The 15812-nt window shown below is 62.3% G+C and carries 16 protein-coding genes; 6 read left to right on the top strand and 10 right to left on the bottom strand.

Annotated features, from left to right (window positions below):
* The first annotated feature begins 3 nt into the window (after window positions 1-3).
* From IEV82_RS17440 to IEV82_RS23975, 3 genes are read left to right on the top strand one after another with little or no spacing between them, the layout of a single operon-like run.
* A complete protein-coding gene (locus tag IEV82_RS17440) occupies window positions 4-981 on the top strand; it encodes an adenosine deaminase (RefSeq protein ID WP_188483452.1) in 978 nt (325 codons plus the stop codon).
* Window positions 978-1610: a uracil phosphoribosyltransferase gene (upp, locus tag IEV82_RS17435; protein ID WP_188483308.1), complete on the top strand. Its 633-nt coding sequence runs from the start codon at window positions 978-980 to the stop codon at window positions 1608-1610. The genes IEV82_RS17440 and upp overlap by 4 nt, the downstream gene beginning before the upstream one ends.
* A complete protein-coding gene (locus IEV82_RS23975; protein ID WP_308420454.1) occupies window positions 1579-1806 on the top strand; it encodes a DUF6471 domain-containing protein in 228 nt (75 codons plus the stop codon). The genes upp and IEV82_RS23975 overlap by 32 nt, the downstream gene beginning before the upstream one ends.
* Here IEV82_RS23975 and IEV82_RS17430 read toward each other — a convergent pair.
* Window positions 1787-2329: a hypothetical protein gene (locus IEV82_RS17430; RefSeq protein ID WP_188483307.1), complete on the bottom strand. Its 543-nt coding sequence runs from the start codon at window positions 2327-2329 to the stop codon at window positions 1787-1789. The two genes, IEV82_RS23975 and IEV82_RS17430, sit on opposite strands and share 20 nt — an antisense overlap.
* 298 nt (window positions 2330-2627) lie before the next feature.
* Between IEV82_RS17430 and IEV82_RS17425 the strand changes: the two genes are divergently transcribed.
* Window positions 2628-3281 carry a hypothetical protein gene (locus IEV82_RS17425; protein WP_188483306.1) on the top strand — a complete coding sequence of 218 codons (654 nt, stop codon included), beginning with the start codon at window positions 2628-2630 and terminating at the stop codon, window positions 3279-3281.
* On the opposite strand, the gene IEV82_RS17420 is transcribed toward IEV82_RS17425, so the two are convergent.
* The gene (locus IEV82_RS17420) at window positions 3282-4307 is read right to left on the bottom strand and encodes a hypothetical protein (RefSeq protein ID WP_188483305.1); all 1026 of its coding nucleotides are present in this window, start codon (window positions 4305-4307) and stop codon (window positions 3282-3284) included.
* A 118-nt stretch (window positions 4308-4425) separates the two neighbouring features.
* The gene (locus tag IEV82_RS17415) at window positions 4426-6054 is read right to left on the bottom strand and encodes an AMP-binding protein (protein ID WP_188483304.1); all 1629 of its coding nucleotides are present in this window, start codon (window positions 6052-6054) and stop codon (window positions 4426-4428) included.
* A gap of 105 nt (window positions 6055-6159) precedes the next feature.
* Here IEV82_RS17415 and IEV82_RS17410 point away from each other — a divergent pair, with 105 nt between their 5' ends.
* A complete protein-coding gene (locus tag IEV82_RS17410; RefSeq protein WP_188483451.1) occupies window positions 6160-6810 on the top strand; it encodes a sulfotransferase family 2 domain-containing protein in 651 nt (216 codons plus the stop codon).
* 169 nt (window positions 6811-6979) lie between these two features.
* On the top strand, window positions 6980-7174 hold the full coding sequence (locus tag IEV82_RS17405; protein ID WP_188483303.1) for a hypothetical protein: 195 nt from the start codon (window positions 6980-6982) through the stop codon (window positions 7172-7174).
* Window positions 7175-7253: 79 nt separating this feature from the next.
* Here the strand turns inward: IEV82_RS17405 and IEV82_RS17400 are convergent, their stop codons facing one another.
* The 7 genes from IEV82_RS17400 to IEV82_RS17370 form a co-directional block, all read right to left on the bottom strand.
* The gene (locus IEV82_RS17400) at window positions 7254-9440 is read right to left on the bottom strand and encodes a 3-hydroxyacyl-CoA dehydrogenase NAD-binding domain-containing protein (RefSeq protein ID WP_188483302.1); all 2187 of its coding nucleotides are present in this window, start codon (window positions 9438-9440) and stop codon (window positions 7254-7256) included.
* 38 nt (window positions 9441-9478) lie between these two features.
* A complete protein-coding gene (locus IEV82_RS17395; protein ID WP_188483301.1) occupies window positions 9479-9958 on the bottom strand; it encodes a hypothetical protein in 480 nt (159 codons plus the stop codon).
* A gap of 248 nt (window positions 9959-10206) precedes the next feature.
* On the bottom strand, window positions 10207-11418 hold the full coding sequence (locus IEV82_RS17390) for an acetyl-CoA C-acetyltransferase (protein ID WP_188483300.1): 1212 nt from the start codon (window positions 11416-11418) through the stop codon (window positions 10207-10209).
* A gap of 13 nt (window positions 11419-11431) precedes the next feature.
* Window positions 11432-12070: a glutathione S-transferase family protein gene (locus IEV82_RS17385; RefSeq protein WP_188483299.1), complete on the bottom strand. Its 639-nt coding sequence runs from the start codon at window positions 12068-12070 to the stop codon at window positions 11432-11434.
* A gap of 304 nt (window positions 12071-12374) precedes the next feature.
* On the bottom strand, window positions 12375-13514 hold the full coding sequence (locus tag IEV82_RS17380) for an acyl-CoA dehydrogenase family protein (RefSeq protein ID WP_229747896.1): 1140 nt from the start codon (window positions 13512-13514) through the stop codon (window positions 12375-12377).
* A 68-nt stretch (window positions 13515-13582) separates the two neighbouring features.
* The gene (locus IEV82_RS17375) at window positions 13583-15364 is read right to left on the bottom strand and encodes an acyl-CoA dehydrogenase C-terminal domain-containing protein (protein WP_188483298.1); all 1782 of its coding nucleotides are present in this window, start codon (window positions 15362-15364) and stop codon (window positions 13583-13585) included.
* 29 nt (window positions 15365-15393) lie between these two features.
* A complete protein-coding gene (locus IEV82_RS17370) occupies window positions 15394-15798 on the bottom strand; it encodes a MerR family transcriptional regulator (RefSeq protein WP_188483297.1) in 405 nt (134 codons plus the stop codon).
* Window positions 15799-15812: the final 14 nt, after the last annotated feature.

Below are 15812 nucleotides of genomic sequence, written 5' to 3'. Positions count from 1 at the left end.
ATCATGCGTCTGCCCAAGGTGGAACTGCATCTGCACCACGAAGGCGCGGCACCTCCCGGCTTCATCCGGGGGCTGGCCAAGGAGAAATCGGTCAACCTCAGCGGTGTGTTCAAAGCCGATGGCAGCTATGCCTTCCGAGATTTCGTGCATTTCCTGAGCGTCTACGAGGCCGCGACAAGCGTGCTCAAGACACCCGGGGATTACGCGCGGCTCACTAAGGCAGTGCTCGAAGAAAGCGCCGCAAATGACGTGATCTATTCCGAAACCTTCCTGTCGCCGGATTTTTGCGGCGGCGGCGATGTGGGCGCGTGGCGCGAATACCTGCACGCCATCCGCGAGGCCGCCATTGAGACCGAACGCGACACCGGCATCATCCTGCGCGGCATCGTCACCTGCATCCGCCATTTCGGCCCGGATCAGGCCAAGGCGACCGCGCTCTGTGCCGCCGAAACCGCCGGTGACTGGATCGTCGGGTTCGGCATCGCGGGGGACGAAAGCAGGGGCAAACCCAGGGACTTCGCCTACAGTTTTGACCTTGCACGCGAAGCCGGGTTGCGCCTGACCGCCCATGCGGGTGAATGGAGCGGCGCAGGGTCGGTGCGCGAGGCGCTGGATGACCTCAAGGTCGAACGCATTGGCCACGGGGTGCACGCGATCAACGATCTGGCGCTTGTGGACAGACTTGTGGAAAACCAGATTACCCTCGAGATTTGCCCCGGTTCCAACGTGGCCTTGAACGTCTACCCGAACCTTGCCGCGCATCCGATTGAAAAGCTGCGCCAACGCGGGGTGAAGGTCACGGTCTCGACCGACGATCCGCCGTTCTTTCACACCACGATGCGCGACGAATATCTCAACCTTGCGCGCAGCTTCGGCTGGGACGAGACTGTTTTCGCCGAGATAAACGACAATGCCGCCCGCGCGGCCTTCTGCGACGAGGACACGCGCAGCCGTGTTCTGAAACGACTGGAGCGCCCATGACCGATCACCTGACCATCGTCGACCACCCGCTGGTGCAGCACAAGCTGAGCCTGATGCGCGAGAAAGACACCTCGACCAAGTCGTTCCGCCAATTGCTGCGCGAAATCAGCCACTTGCTCGCCTACGAGGTGACGCGCAACCTGCCGCTGACCACCAAGCGCATCGAAACGCCCTTGTGCGAGATGGATGCGCCGGTGATCGACGGCAAGAAGCTTGCCCTGATCTCGATCCTGCGGGCGGGCAACGGGTTGCTCGACGGCATCCTCGAACTGATCCCGGCGGCCCGCGTCGGTTTTGTCGGGCTCTACCGCGACGAGGCAACGCTCAAGCCCGTGCAGTATTACTTCAAGGTTCCGTCCCATCTGCAGGACCGCATCACGATTGTCGTCGATCCGATGCTGGCCACCGGCAACAGCTCCGTCGCGGCGATCGACCTGCTCAAGGATGCGGGTGCCAGGAACATCATCTTCCTGTGCCTGCTTGCCGCCCCCGAAGGCGTCGCCCGCATGAAAGAGGCACATCCCGACGTGCCCATCGTCACAGCCTCGCTGGATTCGCATCTCAACGAACTGGGATATATCGTACCCGGTCTGGGCGATGCCGGGGATCGCATGTTCGGGACGAAATAGCCGGGATCGGAAGCGCCCTGAAAATTTACCGCTCAAGGCAGAGTTGAAACGTAGCGGGGTGACCTACGTACATCTTGCAGAGATGGTAGGAGACAAAGAGCCGAGTGTCAGGAACGAGCCGTCAATGGGCAAGTTCAGTGCTACATTTATGCTGCAAAGCCTTGAGGCTATAGGGGTCAGTGCGCTTCAATTGTGACGATCATAGGGTTTCCTTCGATCTGCTCAGGTATCCAGTCCGCAATTAGCTTCGGTCTTTTTGGCAAGTAGTCTTCCCGCAGAGATGGAGTGTAAATCTGTGTTTCAATTGTTGCACCTTCAATGCCTGGGAACTGTGGCTTGCCCACCCTCCTGACTTCATACTCCCCAATACGAGAGATGAGGTGGATATGCGCCTCTTGGCTACACACCCAACCATCATATACGGCCTCTATCAGTTCAGAGGCTAAAGCCTTAGCCCTTGCGGACGCTGCGTAACCGTCTGGCTCTATACCTGCCAACGCGCAAGCGGCATCTTGGATAGACATGATTGCAATGCCGTCTGCCCATTCTGTGCTGTAAACTATTTCTGGCAGTTTTGGCCCAGAAGCCTCCAAAGCGTCGGCGCGTTCTTTCTGTATGCGATATGGCGCAGCACAAAGGTTCCAAACGAAAATGGCAAGGAACGCTAACCCAAGCGGCGCAAGCATGTAAACTAACCAGATATGCGCCTCGTCAGACATTGGCGCATACCCATCGAGCAGAAAGTGTAGACCGAGACCGATTGCGGGCAGTACGATAATTGCAATGTACGTTGGCCACCCACCCAATAACTGGTGAGTGTCCCGCCACGCCCTTTGAAATACAGCCTTGATTCCCTGCGCCATCTGGAGACGCTACGAGAATGGCGCTTCGGGTTGGAGTCCTATTCATCACGCACCCGCCGTAGCTTGGTGCGTTTGCTACATAATCCCGCGAAATAGCCCTTTACACCCAAACACCTCGCAGGCAGTCTTCCCAGACATCTGTGGGGACAGAATAATGTTTTATTGCCGTATCAAGGCCGCGACCGCGTTGGTCGCGCTGCTCGCGTCAACCGTCACAGCCTCGGCGCAGGGGTTGCAGGTGACGCCGCCTGCCGAGCTTCCTCCCGCCAGCTTTGATGCCCGGCAATATGTCGACAGCCGGGGCTGCGTCTATGTCCGGGCGGGCGTCGACGGCGCGGTGAACTGGGTGCCGCGTGTGGGGCAGGATCGCAGTCCGATCTGTGGCCAGACGCCCAGTCTTGCGCGGCCTGAACCGGTCGTCTTGGCCCAGGCCGCCCCGGTCGTGATCACGCCGCAAGGCAGCGCGCCACAGGTCGAAGCACCCCGACGTGTGGCCCCGTCCGTGCCCAACCGCACGATCCGTGCCCAGCAGACACACACCCATCAGCAGCGGCACCCGCGCGAGGAACGGATCGTTCCCAAACATGTCTACGACATGCAGGGCGAAAGGGTGCCGAACGTCCCCAAGGGCTACCAGCCCGCATGGGAGGATGACCGCCTCAACCCGCATCGCGCCCACATGACCCGGCAAGGTCACCGCGCCACGCAAGAGGTCTGGAGCAACACGGTCCCGCGCAAGCTGCTGTCCCGCGATCAGAGGATCATCGAACCGGTCATCGTGGGGCGCGGCAAGGGGCTTGGCCACTGATCACTCGCCGCAGATGCCCTGCAGGCGCAGCCAGTCCGCATCGCTCAGCACCGGGCGCTGATCACGTCCCGCCATCGGGTCGGCCTCGATCAGGGGCAGGGTAGATTCCCCCGTGATATCAACCGCATAGGCATAGGGCGTGGTGCGCAGGTTCGCCATCTCGAACCCCGCGATGATCACGTCATTCGACAACTCCACGGGGTCCCGCGACAGCAGGTATTCGCTGTAGCGGTCCAGATCCTTGTCCGCCATCTCGCCGGTGGTCAAAAGGCGCAGGCTCGACCACAGCCCGGTCTGGATCAGCATTTCCTCAAGCGGGTCCTGAGTCAGCGCGCGCAGCCGTTCGATCAGAACGTATCCCGCCGTCACATCCGGCTCTTCGGGGTCTTCGACCAGCGCCCGGTTCAACAGGATGCGCCCGCCGGGCAAATGCGCGGTCTCGGCCACGCCGCCCGGCAGCACCACCAGCGCGCCGCGCTGTGCCGGTCCCAGCACCCGGGAGGCCAGTCGCCGCAGCGGTTCACGGGCATCGCGCGTCATGCAGGCCTGCCCGGAGATCCGCGTGATCCGCGCCAGAAGAGCATCGCCGATCTCGACCCGCTTGACGGCAGGCACCACATGAACCGTGTGCCGGAGCAGCGCATCGGGCAGCCAGAACAGGATGCCGCCGATCACCGATGCCGCGATCAGCCCGGTGATCCAGAACCGCAGCTTGCCGGGTTTCGGGCGGGTCCTGTCGATGGCGGAGCGAATGCGCTCTATCGCATCGATCATCTGCGCGCTGTCTTCGCCGAATTCAAGCGTTTCGCCCGGATCGCCGTCAGGATGGTAGATGGCGGGCAACTGGCCCTTGTTCGCGCGGGCCACGGCGGCCACCGACCAATGCGCCAGCACGTTTTCCCGCAGATCGAGGATCGTCAGCGATGCATCGCCCAAGGACACGATCACGTCCTTGCGCTGGTCCGCGGGCGTCGCGCGCCAGACGCCCTCGGCCTCCAGCCGTTGAAATTCCTTCAGCGCGGTCATGCGGGCTGCTCTGCCTCGTTGATTGGAGGGAAGGGTACACCCGTAGGATGTTTCGCGCAATGCGGCAGCGGCATACGCGGTACACTCTTAAGTGCACGCCCACACCTCTGCAGCCGACCTACAGCGCCTTGGCCCTCTCGCGCAGCTGGAACTTCTGGATCTTCCCGGTCGAGGTCTTGGGCAATTCCTCGAACACCACCTTCTTGGGTGTCTTGAACCCGGCCAGCCGCGACCGGGCGAAGGCGATCAGCTCTTCCTCGGTGGCGCTGTGATTGCCCTTCAACTCGACAAAGGCGCAGGGCACTTCGCCCCATGTGTCGTCCGGCTTGGCCACCACGGCACACAGCAGCACCGCGTCATGCGCCATCAGGCAGCCTTCGACCTCGACCGAGGAAATGTTCTCGCCGCCCGAGATGATGATGTCCTTGGCGCGGTCGGCGATCTGGCAGTAATTGTCGGGGTGCATCACCGCGATGTCGCCGGAATGGAAATGCCCGCCAGCAAACGCCTCATCGGTCGCCTTGGGGTTCTTCAGGTAGCCCTTCATCACCGCATTGCCGCGAATGACGATCTCGCCCTGCGTTGTGCCATCGCGTGGCACGGGTGTGCCCGTGTCATCCACCACGTCGATCTTTTCCATCATCGGAAAGGCCACGCCCTGCCGCGCCTTGATGGCGGACTTGGCATCCTGCGCCAGCCCGTCCCATGCGTCGGCGTTCCAGAGACATTCGGTGACATGGCCATAGGTTTCGGTCAGCCCGTAGACCTGCATCACATGGAACCCCAGATCGCCGATCTTGGCCAGCGTCGCGGGGGCAGGGGGCGCGCCTGCGGTGTAGACCTTGACCGGATGGTCAAAATCGCGCCGTTCGCTCGGATCGGAATTGACGATCATGTTCAGCACGATGGGCGCCCCGCCGAAATGGGTCACGCCCTCATCGGCAATGGCATTGTAGATCGCGCGGGCAGAGATATCGCGGCAACACACGACAGTGCCGCCCAGAAGCGGCATCATCCACGTGTGGTTCCAACCGTTGCAATGGAACAACGGCACGATGGTGAGGTATTTCGGCCGCAGCGCCATTTCCCAACTGACCGCCGTGCCCATCGTCATGAGATACGCTCCGCGATGGTGGTAGACGACCCCCTTGGGCCGCCCGGTTGTGCCGGACGTGTAATTGAGCGCGAGGCTCTCCCACTCATCCTCGGGCAGGATCCACGCGAACTCCGGGTCGGCGGCGGCAAGAACATCCTCGTACTCGGGATAATCGCTGGACGCGTTCACGCCGCTTTGCGGATCGGCCACTTCGATCACCTTCGGGGCTGGCCCCTCCATCTGCTCCATCGCCTCGGCCAGCACCGGCAGGAATTGCGGGTCGCACAGCACCACCTTCGCCTCGCCGTGATCGAGGATATAGGAGATGGTATCCACATCGAGTCGCGTGTTGATCGTGTTCAGAACCGCACCACAGGCGGGCACGCCAAAATGCGCCTCGGCCTGCGCGGGAATGTTGGGCAGGATCGTCGCCACCACATCGCCGGGTTGCACGCCCATCGAACCCAGCGCAGAGGCCAGCCGCGTCACGCGGTCGTGGTAGTCGCGATAGGTTTTGCGGTGTTGCCCGTGCACCACGGCCAGCGTGTCGGGAAACACCTGCGCCGCGCGTTGCAGATGCGACAGTGGCGTCAAAGGCACATAATTCGCCGCGCGCTTGTCCAGCCCGCTTTCATCCCGCATCCAGCCCATGGCGCATCCTTCCCGATACAGAAACGTCCTATGACATAGCCCGGAGACGTCGTGCAGGAAAAGCAAATCCTTGCCTCGGACCGGGGACGGTGGCACCTCTGGCACATGATCCTGTCGCGCGCCCGGAACTTCATCTTCGTGCACATCCCCAAGACGGGGGGCACGTCGCTGGCGCTGGCGCTGGAGGACCGCGCGCATCGGGACGACATCCTGATCGGGGACACGCCCAAGGCGCTTCGGCGCAAGGGGCGGGTCAAGACGTTGGGTGCCAAGGGGCGACTTTGGAAACACAGCACGCTGGCCGATCTCGACGGGGCGCTGTCACCCGATGAATTGAGGCGGATGTTCGTCTTCACGCTGGTGCGCAACCCTTGGGACCGGATGGTCAGCTATTACCACTGGCTGCGCGCGCAGGGCTTTGACCATCCGGCGGTGACGCTGGCCAAGGCCCAGCCCTTTGACGGCTTCGTGTTGCACCCCGACACCAACGCCAGCCTGCGCGCCTTTCCCTATGCGCGCTATGTCACCGACGCGGCGGGGATCAATCGCGCCTCGGCGTTTGTGCGGCTTGAACATCTGACCGAGGATCTGGCCCCGGTGGAACAGCACCTCGGCTTTCGGCTGGAGATCCCGCACGCCAATGCATCGGACCGTCCAAAGGAGTACCGCGCCGCCTATGACGACCGCACCGCCGCAGCCGTGGCCGATATGTGCGCCGAAGATATTGCGCAGTTCGGCTATCGGTTTGACGCCTGAATATTCGGCAAATGGCAATCATCTGCCCAATGTGTGGGCGGAAAATCCGGATTTGCTGCAGTGCAGCATCGGCGATCATCTCGGCTCAAGCTTTTTGCGCTAGCCTGAGATCACCGCCCGTCAGAGGTGGATCATGCCAAGGGAGGACACTTGAAAAAGGAGTTTTCCCATGTGTCTGACTGCCGAAGCCTTCGCCTTGTTTCTCAACATGATCATCGTGCCCGAGATCACATCCGAGCCCGGTCGCATCGCGGTCCACGCCGAAATCCGGGACGCCCATTGGGTCGCGGTCGGGGATGACTGGTGCACCATGGCACCACAGATCGACCGGATGGACAGGTTGGCGACCCTCAGGACAGAGTAAATGCGTGGGCCGGGCACATGCCCGGCCCACGCATTTCCGGATGTTTTGTCATGGGCCGGGCATGTGCCCGGCGTGCCGATCAGGCTGCCGCTTTCTCGGGTGCGAAGCGTCCGTAAAAGCTCTGACCCTTTGCGGCCATCTCGCGCAGCAGGTCGGGGCAGGCAAAGCGGTCGCCGAACGCCTCGACCAACTGGTCACAGCGTTCTGCCGCATATTCCGCGCCCAGCATGTCGAGCCATGACAGCGGACCACCGGACCAGGGTGCAAAGCCCCAACCCAGGATCGCGCCCACGTCGCCTTCGCGGATGTCCATCAGAACACCGTCCTCCAGCGCCCGCACCGCTTCGAGCGATTGCGCGAACAGAAGACGATGCTGCACGTCGATCAGGTCGGGCTGGTTGTCCACTTCGGGATACTGCGCCTTGACCACATCCGACAGGCCCTGCCGCTTGCCCGCCGCGTCGTAATCGTAGAACCCCGCCTTTGACTTGCGGCCCAGACGACCCTGCGCTTCCATCCAGAAGATCACCTCGTCCACTTCACCATCCGGATAGGCATCGCCCATCGCCGCTTTGGTCGCCCGCGCGATCTTGGCCCCCAGATCAATCGAGGTTTCATCGACAAGCTGCAGCGGGCCCAGCGGCATGCCCACCATTTTTGCGGCATTTTCGATCAGGGCAGGGGACACGCCCTCCTTCACCAGGCGGATGCCCTCGTTGATGTAGGGAATGATGCAACGGTTGGCGTAGAAGAACCGCGCGTCGTTGACCACGATGGGCGTCTTGCGGATCTGCCGCACGAAATCCAGCGCCTTGGCCACGGCACGGTCGCCGGTCTGCTTGCCCTTGATGATCTCGACCAGCATCATCTTCTCCACCGGGCTGAAGAAGTGGATACCGATGAACTGCTCGGGCCGCGTGCTGGCCTTGGCCAGATCGCTGATCGGCAGGGTCGAGGTGTTGGTGGCAAAGATGCAGTCCTCGCCGATCACCTTTTCCACTTCGGCGGTCACCTCGGCCTTGATCTTGGGATCCTCGAACACCGCCTCCACGATCAGGTCACACCCCGCCAGATCACTGTAATCGGTCGTGGCCGTGATCCGCGCCAGCATCGCGTCGGCCTTGTCCTGCGTGATCTTCTTGCGCGACACACCTTTGGCGGCATAGTCGGCGGAATAGGCCTTGCCCTTGTCCGCCGCCGCCTGATCGCGGTCGAGCAGCACAACCTCGATACCCGCCTGTGCCGACACCAGCGCAATACCCGCGCCCATCATGCCCGCGCCCAGAACACCGACTTTTCGGACTTTCTGGTCGTCGATCCCTTCGGGCCGCACGGCACCCTTTTCAAGTGCCTGCTTGTTGACGAACAGCGACCGGATCATCGCGCCGGAAGACGGGTTCATGATGATGTTGGTGAACCACCGCGCCTCGATCTTCAGCGCGGTATCGAATGGCACAAGCGCGCCCTCATAGACCGCAGACAGCAGCGCCTTGGCCGCAGGATAGACGCCCTTGGTCTTGCCGTTGACCATCGCGGAAGCGCCGACAAAGGTCATGAAGCCCGCCGGGTGATAGGGCGCGCCACCGGGCATCTTGTAGCCCTTGGCATCCCACGGCTTGACCAGATCGGCATCCTTGGCGTTCAGCACCCAGTCGCGCGCCGCCGCCATCGGGTCATCCGAAACCTCGTCGATCAGGCCCGCAGCCTTGGCTTTTGTCGGGTCCGACAGCTTGCCTTCGAGCAGGAAGGGCGAAGCCGCCATCGCGCCCATCTTGCGCGCCACACGGGTTGTGCCGCCGGCACCGGGGAAGATGCCGACGATGATCTCCGGCAGACCGATCTTGGCCTTGGGATTGTCGGCGGCAAAGACGCGGTGGCAGGCGAGTGGAATCTCGAGCCCGATGCCCAGCGCCGTGCCCGGCAGCACCGCCGCCACCGGCTTGCCGCCCTTGTTCGTCTTCGGGTCCATGCCCGCACGTTCGATCTTGCGCAGCACGCCGTGCATTTTCATGATGCCCTCGAACACCGCCTCGGCCCCGGCGTCGCGCAGTGTCGCCAGCACGTTGAGGTCCATCCCGGCGGCGAAATCGGCCTTCGCGCTTGTGACGATGATGCCTTTGACGGCGGCGTCTCCCAAGGCGTCGTCCACGAGGTCATTCAGCACCTGCAAGCCTTCGAAGCTCAGCACGTTCATGGATTTGCCAGCAACGTCCCAGGTGATCGTCGCAATGCCCTCGGCATCGGTGGTCATCGTGAAATCGGTCATTCTGTCTTTTCCCTTTCGTGGGTGGTCGTGTCGCCGCCTCAGCGACGTATCCTGTCGAGGACGCGGCGGGCTTCGGCCTGTGCCGCGGCGATGTCGGGGCTGAGGATCTCCAACTCCGTGTTGTCCATGATCGCCTGCAGCCAGATGCCTTTCCACTGGCCGTCGATCTGCATCAGGACACTGTGGTTGAGATACGGGGTGATCGCGTCACCGTGGCGGCCCGTCATGACCGTCCGGTGACTGCCCGCGATCATGTCGCCGCGCTCGGCGACGAAATCGGCCTCGAGGCAGGTCCGCGTATAGGTCTCGACGCCCCGTGCCAGCAATTGCGCCCGGAAATCCGACATCACGATATCCAGCTCTTCGGGTGAGGACATGACGATCTCGGTGTCATGCGTCGACATCATGTTCGGGATCGCGATATGGCGCATCATCTCGCTCAGATCGCCCGCCATCAACGCGCGCGACACCACGTCGAGGTTTTGTTGGTAAATGTGGAAGGCCATGGCTTTGATCATCAAATGCACTCCGCGAAATAGAACTTGAGATTGATCTGGCCGCAAGGGAGGCGACCCGAATCCGAATGGACCCGAGTATACACGGCCCACCGAGGGGAGAACCTGAATTCAAGGACATGTCCGCGTGTGTCATGATGTTCTTTCGATGCGTCGACCTGCGTTGGTGTCGTGTTTCATGTCCGGTCGGACCTGCACTGTCGAAGGTGCGCCCTGTCGAACGCACCTGTCGGTCCCGTGTGACCCATGGCTCAGACCCGCTCGATGATCGTGGCCGCCCCCATGCCCGACGCGATGCAGAGCGTCGCCAGACCTGTACCCTTGCCGCTGCGCTCAAGCTCGTCCAGCAGCGTGCCGATGATGATGGCCCCGGTGGCCCCCAGCGGATGCCCCATCGCGATGGAACCGCCATTGACGTTGACCCTGTCGGCATCGACACCGAAGGCCTGCATGAAGCGCAGCACGACCGAGGCAAAGGCCTCGTTGACCTCGAAGAGGTCGATGTCGCCGATGCTCATGCCTGAATCGGCAAGGATCTTTTCCGTCACCGGCACCGGCCCCGTCAGCATGATGGTCGGATCGGTCCCGATCTTGGCCGTGGCGCGGATGCGGGCGCGGGGCTTCAGGCCCCACTTTTCGCCGAATGCCTTGCTGCCGATCAGCACACCCGCCGCACCGTCCACGATACCCGAGGAGTTGCCCGCGTGGTGGATGTGGTTGATCCGCTCCAGATGCGGGTATTTCATCAACGCGATGGCATCGAAGCCCGGCATCACCTCGCCCATCTGCTGGAACGCGGGGCTGAGCGCGCCCAGGCTCTGCATGTCGGTTCCGGGGCGCATGTATTCGTCCCGATCGAGGATCGCCAGACCGTTCTGGTCGCGCACGGTGAGGATCGAGCGGTCGAACCGCTTGTCATCCCACGCCGCCTTGGCGCGGCGCTGGCTCTCGACGGCAAGGCCGTCGGCATCGTCGCGGGAAAACCCGTACTGGGTGGCGATGATGTCGGCCGAAATGCCCTGCGGCACGAAATAGCTCTCCATGGCCACAGACGGGTCAACGGCAATCGCCGCCCCGTCGCTGCCCATGGCGACCCGGCCCATCATCTCCACGCCACCGGCGATATAGGCCTCGCCCGCACCGCCCCGCACCTGGTTGGCGGCAAGGTTCACTGCTTCCATGCCGCTTGCACAGAACCGGTTGATCGCAAGTCCCGGGATCGATTGATCCAGCCCCGAGGCCAGCACGGCGGTCCGCGCAAGGCAGCCACCCTGTTCGCCCACCTGCGTCACGTTCCCCCAGATCACGTCCTCGACCGCGTGCCCCTCGAGACCGTTGCGCTCCTTGACCGCGTCCAGAACCTGCGCGCTCAGGCGCACCGAGGTCACTTCGTGCAGGCTGCCATCTGCACGGCCCTTGCCCCGCGGCGTGCGCACGGCGTCGAAAATATAGGCTTCCGTCATTCTGGTCTCCGTTTCAGGCCCGGTCCGCAGGGGAGCCGGGCATCAGATCGTAAGGGTGTTTCCAACCGGGCAGGGCTGCGATGCCCCCGAGCCAGCGGTCGATATTGGGCCAGTCCGCCCGGTCGAAACCGAACGGTTCGGGATAGAAAAGATACCCGCAGCACGAGATATCGGCATTGGTGATCCCGTCGCCGACGATCCAGTCGCGCCCCTCGAGATGGGTGTCCAGCACCGCATAAGCCGCCTTGAGCCTACCTTGCGTGAAGGCGATCACCTCTGCCGGGCGCTTGTCCTCGGGCAGGAAATTCATCAGGAACCGGGTCATCCCGGCCTGGCTGCTGAGCTTGTGGTTGTCCCAGAACACCCAGCGCATCACCTCGCGCGCCTCTTCCGAGGTGGCCCCACCGAACTTGCCCGATCGCTCGGTCACGTACATCTGGATCACGCCCGATTGCGTCACCTTCATATCGCCATCCACGAGAACCGGCGCTTCGCCCATCGGGTTTATGTTGGTGCGGTAGTCGTCGCTGCGGGTCTCGCCGCCGAAGAAATCCACCTTCACCGGCTCCCAGTCGAGGCCGCTGAGTTCAAGCGCAAGCGCTGCCTTGTAGGCGTTGCCGCTCTCGCCGAAACAGTAGAGTTTGATGGTCATGCGTAAAGATCTCCGCCTGTATGTGTGACGATGACAGGAGTGGGGGTTTCACACCCCCACACCCCCGTGGACGTATTTTCAACAAGAAGAAGATCAGACTTTAACCGGTCGTTAAGGTTAATCGCCCCATGCTGCTCACACGGTACAGGCTGGAGAGCCGATGACCGTACAAGGAGAAGCCCTGTCGGCGACTGACCAAGGGCCGCGCCCGAAAGGGTGTCGTCAGACAGGGTGGACCTGCCCCTGCTTCTTCTTGTTCCAAATACTCCAGACCCCGGTCTGCCACAGGCGCGACGGTCGGTCATCACAACGCCCTCGCAATCAGCTCTTTCATGATCTCGTTGGTGCCGCCGTAGATCCGCTGCACGCGGGCATCGGCCCACATCTCGGCAATGGCGTATTCCTGCATGTAGCCATAGCCGCCATGCAGCTGCACACATTCGTCCAGCACTTCACCCTGCGTATCCGAGAGCCAGTATTTCGCCATCGCGGCTTTCTCGACACTCAGCTCTCCGCGCAGGTGTTCTTCCATGCAATTGTCCAGAAACGCCCGGGCCACGGTGGTCTTGGTCAGGCATTCCGCCAGTTTGAAGCGGGTGTTCTGGAACTGCGTGAGCGGCCCGCCGAAGGCCTCGCGTTCCTTGCAGTAAGAGATCGTGCGCGCGATCGCCCCCTCCATCGCGCCGACAGCCCCGCATCCGATGATGAGCCGTTCCTGCGGCAGCTGCTTCATCATCTGGTAGAAGCCCTGACCTTCCACGCCGCCCAGCAGGTTTTCCGGCGCGATCTCGACATTGTCGAAGAACAGCTCCGACGTGTCCGCCGCATGGCAGCCGATCTTTTCAAGGTTGCGCCCGCGCTGGAACCCCTCGGCCCCGTCGGTTTCCACGACGACCAGCGACGTGCCTTTCGACCCAAGTGACGGATCGGTCTTGGCCGCCACGAGGATCAGGTTCGCGTGCTGGCCATTGGTGATGAAGGTCTTTTGCCCCGACAGGCGGTAGGCGTTGCCGTCTTTCACCGCACGCGTCTTGATCCCCTGCACATCCGACCCGCCCGACGGTTCGGTCATCGCCAAAGCGCCGACCAGTTCGCCGGTGACCATCCTGGGCAGCCAGCGCTTCTTCTGCTCTTCGGTGCCATAGGCCAGCACGTAATGCGCGACGATGCCGGAATGGATGCCGTGACCCCAGCTTGCCAGATTGGCGCGGCCTGCTTCCATCAGGATCACCGCCTCGTGGCCGAAATCCCCGCCCGCGCCGCCGTACTCTTCTGGCACCGAAGGGCAGAGCAGGCCCAGTTCGCCGGCCTGCTGCCATGTCTCCCGGTCCATCTGGCCCTGCTTGCGCCACTTGTTGTAGAGCGGCTGCCATTCGGTCTCGATGAACTTCGCGGTCATCTCGGCAAGCATCTCGTGCTCGTCGGTCATCCAGTTGGATCGCATGGCTCCCCTCCCTTGGCGCGCATGGTGTCTCTTGGCGGTAGGGTGCGTGATTGCACGCACCGCCCCCTTCAGAAGTTCGCCGCCTCCAGCGCCATGACAGGGTCTGCCCCGGTTTCGATCCGCGCAAGGTGCATCTTGGTCGCCGGAAGCTGACGCGCCATGTAATAGCGCCCGGTGGCCAGCTTTGTCTCGTAGAATGCCACGTCCGAGGCCCCGTCGGCCAAGGCTTTCGACGCCGCAAGCCCCATCCGCGCCCACATGTAGCCAAGGCAGACATGGCCGAACATGTGCATGAAGTCATACGACCCCGCCAAAGCGTTGTTGGGGTTCTTCATGCCCTGGGACATGAAATACATCGACGCCGCCTGCAGATCCTTCGAGGCCGATTTGAGCGGCTCGAGGAAGTCGCGGTCGAAAGCTTCGTCCTGACCCTTGGTCTCGGATGCAAATGTCTTGATCATGTCGAAAAACGCCATGACATGCTTGCCGCCATCCTGCGCCAGCTTGCGGCCCACCAGATCAAGCGCCTGAATGCCGTTGGCACCTTCGTAGATCATGGCGATGCGCGCGTCGCGGGCGAATTGCGACATGCCCCATTCCTCGATATACCCATGCCCGCCATAGACCTGCTGGGCGTTCACCGCCATCTCGAACCCCTTGTCGGTCAGGAACCCCTTGACGACCGGGGTCAGCAGCGAGATCAGGCCGTCGGCGTCTGCATCCGAGGTCTTGTGCGCCCGGTCGATCAGGTAGGCGCCCCAATAGGTAAAGGCGCGCGCCCCTTCGACAAAGCTTTTCTGATCCATCAGGTTGCGGCGGATGTCGGGGTGTACGATGATCGGGTCTGCCGATTTCTCGGGCGCCTTGGCCCCGGTCACGTCGCGGCCCTGAAGCCGGTCATTGGCATAGGCCACGGCGTTCTGATAGGCGACCTCGGCCTGCGCATAGCCCTGAAGGCCCACACCCAGACGCGCCTCGTTCATCATGGTGAACATCGGGCGCATGCCCTTGTGCATCTCGCCGACAAGATAGCCGGTCGCGTCGTCGTAGTTCATCACGCAGGTGGCGTTGCCGTGAATGCCCATCTTCTCTTCGATCTTGCCGACCGACACGCCGTTGCGGTCGCCCAGCGATCCGTCTTCGTTGACGATGAATTTCGGCACGATGAAGAGGGACACGCCTTTGATGCCATCCGGCCCGCCGGGGATTTTCGCCAGAACAAGGTGGATGATGTTGTCGGCCATGTCGTGATCACCGGCCGAGATGAAGATCTTCTGACCCGTCACCTTGTAGCTGCCATCGTCCTGCGGCACGGCCTTGGTGCGCATCAGGCCCAGATCGGTGCCGCAATGCGGCTCCGTCAGGTTCATGGTGCCGGTCCATTCGCAGGTGGTCATCTTGGGCAGGTAGGTCTGCTTCTGCGCAACCGAGCCGTGCATGTAGATCGCGGTATAGGCACCATGGGTCAGGCCCTGGTACATGTTGAACGCCATGTTGGCCGACACGAACGGCTCCTGCGCCGCCGTGTGCATCACATAGGGCAGGCCCTGCCCGCCGTATTGGGGGTCGCAATCCAGTGCCGTCCAGCCGCCATCGCGCATCTGGTCGAACGCGGCCCTGAAGCCGGTGGGCGTGCGCACCACGCCGTTTTCCAGCGTGCAGCCCTCGGTATCGCCCACCGCGTTCAGCGGCATCAGGACATCCGAGGCCAGCTTGCCCGCTTCCCCGATCACCGCGGCCGTAAAGTCGCGGTCCAGCTCGTCATAACCCGGAATATTCTGTTCCGAGGCATTGAGAACGTCGTGCAGGACGAACTGCATGTCTTTCAGAGGTGCGGTATAGCTTGGCATTGCGGTCTCCCTAACTGCGGTGCTGCGGCCTATTCAGCCGCGCGTTTGCTTTGATCCATCGAGGCAAGCATCTTCTCGCCCCAACGCATCTGTTCCTTGAGTTCATCAATCGCCTGATTAAGCTCGTCGCGTTGCGTTTCCATGTCAGTCAGGCGCTGCTGGGCGATTTCATAGGTCCGGGCCAGCTGTGTCTGCTGCTGGTCACCCATGTGATAGAGGTCCAGAAGCTGCCGAATCTCTTCGAGGCTGAAGCCAAAGCGCTTGCCACGCAGGATCAGCTTGAGGCGCGCGCGGTCGCGCTTCGTGAACAGTCGCTTCTGGCCTTCGCGGATCGGAAAGAGCAGTTCCTTGGCTTCATAGAACCGCAGCGTGCGCGGTGTGACATCATAGGTGTCACACATCTCCCTGATGGTCATGGTGCGGTCGTCAGTCATTGTCGTCGTCCTTG

The organism is Marivita lacus, from assembly GCF_014637725.1.
GTDB lineage: Bacteria > Pseudomonadota > Alphaproteobacteria > Rhodobacterales > Rhodobacteraceae > Marivita > Marivita lacus.
Note: the sequence above shows the minus strand (reverse complement) of the source record. Positions and strands in the feature narration are given on the sequence as shown.

Excerpts from the sequence above, each read along its gene's own strand:
- IEV82_RS17440 (WP_188483452.1), top strand. The coding sequence starts at position 4 with ATGCGTCTGCCCAAGGTGGAACTGCATCTGCACCACGAAGGCGCGGCA.
- upp (WP_188483308.1), top strand. The coding sequence starts at position 978 with ATGACCGATCACCTGACCATCGTCGACCACCCGCTGGTGCAGCACAAG.
- IEV82_RS23975 (WP_308420454.1), top strand. The coding sequence starts at position 1,579 with ATGCCGGGGATCGCATGTTCGGGACGAAATAGCCGGGATCGGAAGCGC.
- IEV82_RS17430 (WP_188483307.1), bottom strand. The coding sequence starts at position 2,329 with ATGTCTGACGAGGCGCATATCTGGTTAGTTTACATGCTTGCGCCGCTT.
- IEV82_RS17425 (WP_188483306.1), top strand. The coding sequence starts at position 2,628 with ATGTTTTATTGCCGTATCAAGGCCGCGACCGCGTTGGTCGCGCTGCTC.
- IEV82_RS17420 (WP_188483305.1), bottom strand. The coding sequence starts at position 4,307 with ATGACCGCGCTGAAGGAATTTCAACGGCTGGAGGCCGAGGGCGTCTGG.
- IEV82_RS17415 (WP_188483304.1), bottom strand. The coding sequence starts at position 6,054 with ATGGGCTGGATGCGGGATGAAAGCGGGCTGGACAAGCGCGCGGCGAAT.
- IEV82_RS17410 (WP_188483451.1), top strand. The coding sequence starts at position 6,160 with ATGATCCTGTCGCGCGCCCGGAACTTCATCTTCGTGCACATCCCCAAG.
- IEV82_RS17405 (WP_188483303.1), top strand. The coding sequence starts at position 6,980 with ATGTGTCTGACTGCCGAAGCCTTCGCCTTGTTTCTCAACATGATCATC.
- IEV82_RS17400 (WP_188483302.1), bottom strand. The coding sequence starts at position 9,440 with ATGACCGATTTCACGATGACCACCGATGCCGAGGGCATTGCGACGATC.
- IEV82_RS17395 (WP_188483301.1), bottom strand. The coding sequence starts at position 9,958 with ATGATCAAAGCCATGGCCTTCCACATTTACCAACAAAACCTCGACGTG.
- IEV82_RS17390 (WP_188483300.1), bottom strand. The coding sequence starts at position 11,418 with ATGACGGAAGCCTATATTTTCGACGCCGTGCGCACGCCGCGGGGCAAG.
- IEV82_RS17385 (WP_188483299.1), bottom strand. The coding sequence starts at position 12,070 with ATGACCATCAAACTCTACTGTTTCGGCGAGAGCGGCAACGCCTACAAG.
- IEV82_RS17380 (WP_229747896.1), bottom strand. The coding sequence starts at position 13,514 with ATGCGATCCAACTGGATGACCGACGAGCACGAGATGCTTGCCGAGATG.
- IEV82_RS17375 (WP_188483298.1), bottom strand. The coding sequence starts at position 15,364 with ATGCCAAGCTATACCGCACCTCTGAAAGACATGCAGTTCGTCCTGCAC.
- IEV82_RS17370 (WP_188483297.1), bottom strand. The coding sequence starts at position 15,798 with ATGACTGACGACCGCACCATGACCATCAGGGAGATGTGTGACACCTAT.